Source organism: Achromobacter sp. D10, from assembly GCF_035282245.1.
Classification (GTDB): domain Bacteria; phylum Pseudomonadota; class Gammaproteobacteria; order Burkholderiales; family Burkholderiaceae_B; genus Achromobacter; species Achromobacter insolitus.
On record NZ_JAYJLE010000010.1, the window covers coordinates 229,371 to 236,458 of the forward strand.

7 protein-coding genes are annotated in these 7,088 nt (G+C 66.6%); all 7 read right to left on the reverse strand.

The window, feature by feature from the left end:
* Window positions 1-5 precede the first annotated feature (5 nt).
* The gene (locus VCS63_RS22950) at window positions 6-779 is read right to left on the reverse strand and encodes an ABC transporter ATP-binding protein (protein WP_164794483.1); all 774 of its coding nucleotides are present in this window, start codon (window positions 777-779) and stop codon (window positions 6-8) included.
* Window positions 776-1,807: a branched-chain amino acid ABC transporter permease gene (locus VCS63_RS22955; RefSeq protein WP_042793144.1), complete on the reverse strand. Its 1,032-nt coding sequence runs from the start codon at window positions 1,805-1,807 to the stop codon at window positions 776-778. Before VCS63_RS22955 ends, VCS63_RS22950 begins: the two co-directional genes overlap by 4 nt.
* 28 nt (window positions 1,808-1,835) lie before the next feature.
* Window positions 1,836-2,756, reverse strand: coding sequence for a branched-chain amino acid ABC transporter permease (locus VCS63_RS22960; protein WP_323881086.1), 921 nt, complete (start codon window positions 2,754-2,756; stop codon window positions 1,836-1,838).
* A 19-nt stretch (window positions 2,757-2,775) separates the two neighbouring features.
* Window positions 2,776-3,951 carry an ABC transporter substrate-binding protein gene (locus VCS63_RS22965; RefSeq protein WP_042793140.1) on the reverse strand — a complete coding sequence of 392 codons (1,176 nt, stop codon included), beginning with the start codon at window positions 3,949-3,951 and terminating at the stop codon, window positions 2,776-2,778.
* Between the two features lie 61 nt (window positions 3,952-4,012).
* Window positions 4,013-5,467, reverse strand: coding sequence for a 2-hydroxymuconic semialdehyde dehydrogenase (locus tag VCS63_RS22970; RefSeq protein ID WP_063642641.1), 1,455 nt, complete (start codon window positions 5,465-5,467; stop codon window positions 4,013-4,015).
* Window positions 5,464-6,174: a class II aldolase/adducin family protein gene (locus VCS63_RS22975; RefSeq protein WP_088607707.1), complete on the reverse strand. Its 711-nt coding sequence runs from the start codon at window positions 6,172-6,174 to the stop codon at window positions 5,464-5,466. The genes VCS63_RS22970 and VCS63_RS22975 overlap by 4 nt, the downstream gene beginning before the upstream one ends.
* An 11-nt stretch (window positions 6,175-6,185) precedes the next feature.
* The gene (locus VCS63_RS22980; RefSeq protein WP_323881090.1) at window positions 6,186-7,049 is read right to left on the reverse strand and encodes a VOC family protein; all 864 of its coding nucleotides are present in this window, start codon (window positions 7,047-7,049) and stop codon (window positions 6,186-6,188) included.
* Window positions 7,050-7,088 lie beyond the last annotated feature (39 nt).

The following is a 7,088-nucleotide window of genomic DNA, read 5'->3' on the forward strand; positions in this document are numbered from 1 at the left end:
GCTCCTTATGCGTCGGCGTCGTCGCCCAGATAGGCGCGGCGCACGTCCGGATGGTTGCGTATCTGGTCCGCGCTGCCGGTGGCGATGATCTTGCCGTAGACCAGCACGCTGATACGGTCGGCCAGCGCGAACACGGCGTTCATGTCATGTTCGACCAGCACGATGGTGTAGCGGCCTTTCAGGCTTTGCAGCAAGGCGATCACGCCGGCGCTTTCCGCCGCGCTCATGCCAGCCATGGGCTCGTCCAGCAACAGCACGGAAGGCTCGCCCGCCAACGCCATGGCAATCTCCAGCTGGCGACGCTGACCATAGGCCAGGCTGTCCACCTGGGCCTCGGCCACGTCCTCCAATCGGCAGGCCCGCAGCGCCTCTTTGGCAGCGTCCACGACGTCGGCGCAATCGCGCAAGCCGGTCCACGCCGACAAGCGCCGGCGGCGCTTGCGCAGCGCCGCAAGGCAGGCGTTGTCCAGCACCGTATAGCTGTCGAATACCGAGGTCACCTGGTAGGACCGCAACATTCCCTGGGCCACGCGCTCCTGCACCGTGGCACGGGAAACGTCGGCGGCGCCCAGGCGCACGGACCCGCCGTCGGGGCGAAGCTCGCCCGACAGCAGGTTGATCAGGGTGGTCTTGCCCGCGCCGTTGGGGCCGATCAGCGCGTGCAGTTCGCCGGGCGCCACGTCCAGCGATACGCCGTCCGTGGCCTTGAGGCCGCCGAAGCGGCGCACCAGGTCCTGCGTGGACAGTCCGGCGGGTCCGGCGGCAGTTTGCATATTCATGCCGAAGCCTCCTTGGCCAGCGCGTCCGGCGGACGACGGTCCTTCTGACCCTCCGCGGTCGGCGGCTGGACCGTCGGCGCGGCGGGCGGGGGACGCCGCAGCCAGGAAAGGGAATTGGAGTAGCCGCCCTTGGCCACCATGGCGATGATCACCACCGTCGGTCCCATCAGCAGCATCCAGTGCTGCGTCATGCTCTTGAAGGCCTCTTCCAGCAGCAGGTAGGCGACGGCGCCGAAGATCGGGCCCAGCACACTCCCCAGCCCGCCTATCACGACCATGACGATAAGCTCGCCCGACACCGGCCAGGACATATAGCTGGGCGATGCGAAGGCGGTCAGGTTGGCCAGCAGCAGCCCGGCCACCCCCGTCAGCACGCCCGATGCCACATAGGCAGTCAGGCGCACGCCAAACACCGAATAGCCCAGTGCGTCCACGCGCCGCGGATTGGCATGGGTGGCGCGCAGGATCATGCCGAAGGGCGAGCGGCGCAGGCGCAGCATTGCCAGGCTGGATGCCAGCAGCAACCCCCAGGCCGCCCAGTACACGGGCTGGCTGCCGCCCAGGTCGAACAGGCCGAAGGAACTGGCTTCGTAGATGTTCAACCCGTCGTCGCCGCCATACTCGCGCAGGCTCACTGCCAGGAAATAGAACATTTGCGCGAAGGCCAGCGTGATCATGATGAACCCTATGCCCGAGGTTCGCAGGCAGACCGTGCCGACAATCAGCGCCACCAGCGCGCACACCGCGATGCACACGGCCAGTTGCAGCCAGCCGTTGCCGAAACCGTGATAGCTGAGGATGCCCACGGCATAGCAGCCCAGGCCCAGGAACATGGCGTGACCGAAGCTCACCAGTCCGGCGAAACCCAGCACCAGGTTCAACGCCAGCGCGGCCAGCGCATAAATCAGGATGCGCGCGCCCAGCGTCACGTAGAACGGTTCGCCCAGCCATTGCGCCACGAAGGGCACGCCGGCCAGGACCAGGAACAGCAAGGGCAGCACCCAACGCCGGTTGTTGTGTTCTTGCATGATGATCCAACCTCAGGACAGGCGCGCGTCAACGCCGCGCCGAGAAGACCAGGCCTTGCGGCCGGAACGCCAGCACGACCGCCATCAGGACGTAGATAAGCATGGAGGCCAGGGCCGGCCCGACCGCATTGGCGACCGACGCATCGAACACGGCGCGCAGCATGTCGGGCAGGAAGGCGCGGCCCAGCGTATCTATCATGGCGATCAGCAACGCCGCCACCAACGTGCCGCGCACCGAGCCGATGCCACCCACAACGATCACCACCAGCGCCAGGATCAGGACCGGTTCCCCCATGCCGGACTGCACCGACAGGATGGGGCCCGCCAGCGCGCCCGCCACGCCGGCCAGCACCGCGCCCAGCAGGAACAGCAGTGTCTTCTGCAGGTCCACGTTGGCGCCCAGCACGCTGGCCATGGGGGCATTGCTGGCCCCCGCGCGGATCAGCATGCCGAAGCGGGTGCGCTGGATCAGGAACCAGGCGCCCACGGCAACCAGCGCGCCAACGCCGATGATCATCAAGCGATACACCGGATAGTCGTTGCCGAACAGGCTGACGGCACCTTCAAGCCCCTGCGGCACGGCCGCGTAGTAAGGCCGGCGGCCCCAGATGACCGAGGCCAGCTCGTTGAAGAACATCATCAGCCCGAAGGTGGCCAGCACCTGGTAAAGATGGTCGTGCTTGTAGAGGGGCCTTGCGATCAGGCGCTCCAGCGCCACGCCGACCAGGCCGCTGCCCGTGACCGCCGCCAGAATGGCGAAGGCGAACGAGCCACTGGCGTTGTAGGCGGTGGCGCCCAGGAAGGCGCCGATCATGTACAACGAACCGTGCGCCAGGTTGATGAAGTTCATGATGCCGAAGATCAGGGTCAGCCCCGAGGACAACAGGAACAGCAAGGCGCCCAGCTGCAGGCCATTGAGCATCTGCGACAACAGCAAGGATCCGTTCATGGGGCGTCTCCCGGGACGATCACTTCAGCGGGCAGTCCGCCACATAGGCGTCCTGGTGGTCGGTGAACACCTTGGCCAGCTGCTTCAGGCCCACGCCCTCGCCTTCCTTCACGACCTGATAGGCATACAGATCCTGCACCGGCATATTGTTGGTGTTGAAGCGGAACTTGCCGCGCACCGAGGGGAAGTTGGCGCCGGCGGACTTTACCGCCGCCGCCAGGGCCTTGCTGTCCCCCACCTTGCCGCCCTGTTGCTTGATGGCTGCGTCCAGCAGGAAGGCCGAGTCATAGCCGCCCACCGCATACTCCGAAGGCAAGCGTCCGTATTTGGCCTTGAAGGCCTCGACGAACTTGCGGTTCTGCGGATTGTCCAGCGTGGTGGCCCAGGGCGTGCCGTAGATCGCCCCCACCGCCTGTTCCTTCAGCGCGGTCAGCGTGTTGGAATCGATCAGGCTTTCCGAGAAGAACGGCAGTTTTTCCATCAGGCCGGCCTGGCGCAGCTGGCGCACGAAGTTCACGCCCACCCCGCCGGTATAGAACACGAACAGCGCGTCGGGCGAAGCCGACTGCATGCGCGAGATCTCGGCGGAATAGTCCAGCTGTCCCAGCTGGGTATAGATTTCGTCGGCAGGCGCCGCGCCATAGAAGCGCTTGAAGCCCGCCAGCTTGTCCTTGCCCGCCTGGTAGTTGGACGACATCAGGTAGGTGCGCTTGTAGCCCTGGTCCTTGACGTACTTGCCCATGGCTTCGGACATGCTGTCGTTCTGCCAGCCCAGCACGAACAGATTGGGCAGGCACATGCGGCCGGCGATGGGCGCGGGTCCGGCATTGGTGGACAGCGCCACCACGCCCGACTCCTTGATGCGGCGCAGTTCGGCCATCAGCACATTGGAGAAGCCCAGGCCGACGATCACATCCACCTTGTCTTTCTCGATAAACTTCTGCACGATCTGCGCGCCCACGTCGGGCTTGAGCTGGTCGTCGTCGCGGATCACCACGGCCTTCTGGCCGCCCAGGCTGCCGCCGAGTTGCTCGATACCCAGCATCAGGCCGTCATACTGGTCCTGGCCCAGCGCCGCCTGGGGCCCGGACAACACTCCGGTAAAACCGATGCGGATGTCCGCCATTGCGGCATTGGCCGCCGTCAGGGCCACGACCGCGGCCAGCGCGGACAATCCGCGTGCGTATGCTTGCATGCTATGTCTCCTTGGGGGATGGGCGGCGGCGCCGTTCTGCGCGGCGCCTGCCGTATTGGCTTCAGAGCTTCACGCAGACATTGCGCAGCTCCGTGTAGAACTCCAGCGAATGCACTCCGCCCTCGCGGCCGATGCCGGACTGCTTGGCGCCGCCGAAAGCCGTGCGCAGATCGCGCAGAAACCAGGAATTGATCCAGCAGATGCCCACTTCCAGCGCCTGTCCCATGCGGTGGGCCGTACCCACGTTGCTGGTCCAGACGGAAGCCGCCAGGCCGTAGGGCGTGGCATTGGCCAGGGCAACGGCTTCTTCCTCGGTGTCGAACGGCGCAATATGGCAGCAAGGACCGAAGATCTCCTGCTGGATCACGGCCGACGTTTCCGGCAGGCCGGTCCATACCGTGGGCTGTATCCATGCGCCGGCGGCCAGATCGTCGGGCATGTCCGGCACGCCGCCGCCTGCCACCACCGTGGCGCCTTCTTCGCGGGCGCGGGCGTAGTAGCCCAGCACCTTGTCGCGGTGACGCTGCGAAATCAGCGGCCCCAGGTTCACGCCGGGATCCTTCGGGCGGCCCAGCTTGAAGCCTCGGGCCCGCTCGCCCAGCGCGGCGACGAAGCGCTCGAAGATCGGCCGCTGCACGTAGACGCGCTCGGTGCCCAGGCAGACCTGGCCGGTATTGTCGAAAGCGGCGCGCGCAATGCCCGCCACGGCCTTGTCGAAATCCGCGTCGGCGAACACGATGCCGGCGTTCTTGCCGCCCAACTCGAAGGACACGGGCCGCACGCCCACCGCCGCCGCCTGCATGATGGCTTCGCCGGTGCGGGTCTCGCCCGTGAAGGTGATACCGTCGACCAGCGGGTGGCGGGTGAGCTTCTCGCCGGCGGATCCGGGGCCGCGCCCATGCACCACGTTATAGACGCCTGGAGGCACGCCGACCTCGTTCATCACCTCGCCCAGCAGCGTAGCCGTGGCCGGGGTGTCCTCCGACGGCTTGACCACCACCGTGTTGCCGCAGGCCAGCGCCGGCCCCACCTTCCAGGTCATCAGCAGCAACGGCAGATTCCAGGGGCAGATCACGCCGATCACGCCGCGCGGCACGCGCACCCCGTAGTTCAGCGCATGGCCGCCGTCCGGCGTTTCCAGATCGAAAGTCTCGTTGGGAATGTTGCGCACCAGGTCGGCAAAGATCTTGAAGTTCGCCGCCCCCCGAGGAATGTCCAGATGGCTGGCCAGGTCATAGGGCTTGCCGGTGTCCGCGATTTCGGCGTCCACGAAGTCGTCGAAGCGGCGGATGATGCCGTCCGCCACGGCGTGCAGCAGCTCCACGCGCTGCTGCGTCTTCAACTTGGCCCAGGGACCGCGCAACGCCGCCTTGGCGGCACGCACCGCGGCATCGACTTCGGCGTCGCCTGCCTCGTGGATGCGGCCGATCAGGCGGTTGTCGACCGGATCCCGGTTATCGAACGTCTTGTCGGTGGCGACCCATACGCCGTTGATGAAATTGCGGAAATCGGTCATTGCGTCCTCGGTTGTGACAGGTCTGCCAGCGCCGCTTCCGGGTCGCCGGCGGTCAGGTATTCCCACATGCGCTCGTAGATGCGGCCCGTGCCCACGGCGCGGGTCGCCGCCTCTTCGGGCGAAAACGTGGGCGCGCCGTCGGCCAGGCCGGCCGAGCGCAGTTGCCATTCGATGCGCGCGGCGTCCTCCAGGTACCAGGTCAGCACCACGGCATGCATCAGGGATTCTGCCGCCACCACCGCGCCGTTGCCGCGCATGGCGACGGCGCGCGCCGTCCCCATGGCCTGCGCCACGCCGCGCGCCTGGGCATCGCTGCGCACCAGTTGCGGATCGTCCCAGAGCGGCACGGCGGGCGAAAAATACGACCCCATGCCATGGCGCGGCTGCGGCGTCACCCGCGCCGACGACAGCGTCATGACGGTGGGCGGCATGGAGCGCACCACTCCGCCCACTTCGGGCCGCATGCGGTAGATATGCTGGTGGATGCGGACCTCGCCCAGCACGCCATCGGGCAGTTCGCCATGCACCGGCACGACCGTGCCGGCTTCCCCGGTCTCGATCAGGCCCATGGGCCGCGCCGCGCATACCAGGAAGTGATCGGCGTCGAGCCGGCTGCTGCAGTGACCATAGGCGTGGACCAGGCCGGCGCGGGCCAGGCCCCGCGCCGCCACCCGCACCAGGGCCTCCTGGCCCGCGGCGGCTTTCATCTGTGTGGCGCTCACGTCTTGAACTCCGGAATATCGGGCCTGGCTCCCCACATGCAGAATGAAGACGGCACGGCCGGGAAACTGCGCGGGCGATAGGTCTTTTCGTCTTCCGCGGTGATCAGCCGCACGCCAGTGGAATATTCATAGATCATGCCGTCGGGCCCGTCGAAGTACAGGAACATGGCGCCCGAGGTCGGATGCCGCCCGGGACCGAAGCGGATCGGCACGTTCCATTCCTTCAGTTGGTACCAGGCGCGCATGATGTCGTCGATGCTTTCGACCTGGTGGTTGATGTGCTGCACGCCTGGGTAGCTGGAAGGAAACAGCGCGATCTTGTGGTGCACTTCGTCAATGCGCAGCAGCGGCGCTTCGCCGATGCGGTCGCTGACCCGCGCGGACAACAGGCCAGTCCAGAAGGCCTCGTCGCGCCGCGCATCCAGCGTGCGCAGGCCGATGTGCGAAAACCCCGTTACGCCCGCATCCCGGCTGGGAAAATAGCGGCGGCCGCTGTGATGCGGCGCATGCACCAGCTCGATACGGTTGCCCGAGGGGTCGATAAAGCTGAGGAAATCGCGCACGTAGCGCTGTTCGGCGTCCTCGCGCTTGCCCGCGGCAACCTGGTAGCCGCTGCGCTCCAGCACCGCGCCGGCGTGCTCCAGTTCTTCGGGGGTATCCACCTCGAAGGCCGTGGTGTGGTCGCGCGGATCGCCTTCGAAATAGCACAGGGTGTGGTCGCGGGAATCGGACTTGAAATAGACCGCGCCATGCTCCTTGCGCTCCACTTCCAACCCCAGCACCGCGGTCGCATAGCGGACCGCGGATTCCAGATCGCGGGTACCCAGCCGGACGTACCGGATGTCGTGTAGCCGTATCACTGCTTGTCTCCTGGTGGCGCCCGCCGCCGGCTTCATGCC

Coding starts and splice junctions, on each gene's coding strand:
- VCS63_RS22955 (WP_042793144.1), bottom strand. CDS start 1,807: ATGCAAGAACACAACAACCGGCGTTGGGTGCTGCCCTTGCTGTTCCTG.
- VCS63_RS22975 (WP_088607707.1), bottom strand. CDS start 6,174: ATGAAAGCCGCCGCGGGCCAGGAGGCCCTGGTGCGGGTGGCGGCGCGG.
- VCS63_RS22965 (WP_042793140.1), bottom strand. CDS start 3,951: ATGCAAGCATACGCACGCGGATTGTCCGCGCTGGCCGCGGTCGTGGCC.
- VCS63_RS22950 (WP_164794483.1), bottom strand. CDS start 779: ATGAATATGCAAACTGCCGCCGGACCCGCCGGACTGTCCACGCAGGAC.
- VCS63_RS22970 (WP_063642641.1), bottom strand. CDS start 5,467: ATGACCGATTTCCGCAATTTCATCAACGGCGTATGGGTCGCCACCGAC.
- VCS63_RS22960 (WP_323881086.1), bottom strand. CDS start 2,756: ATGAACGGATCCTTGCTGTTGTCGCAGATGCTCAATGGCCTGCAGCTG.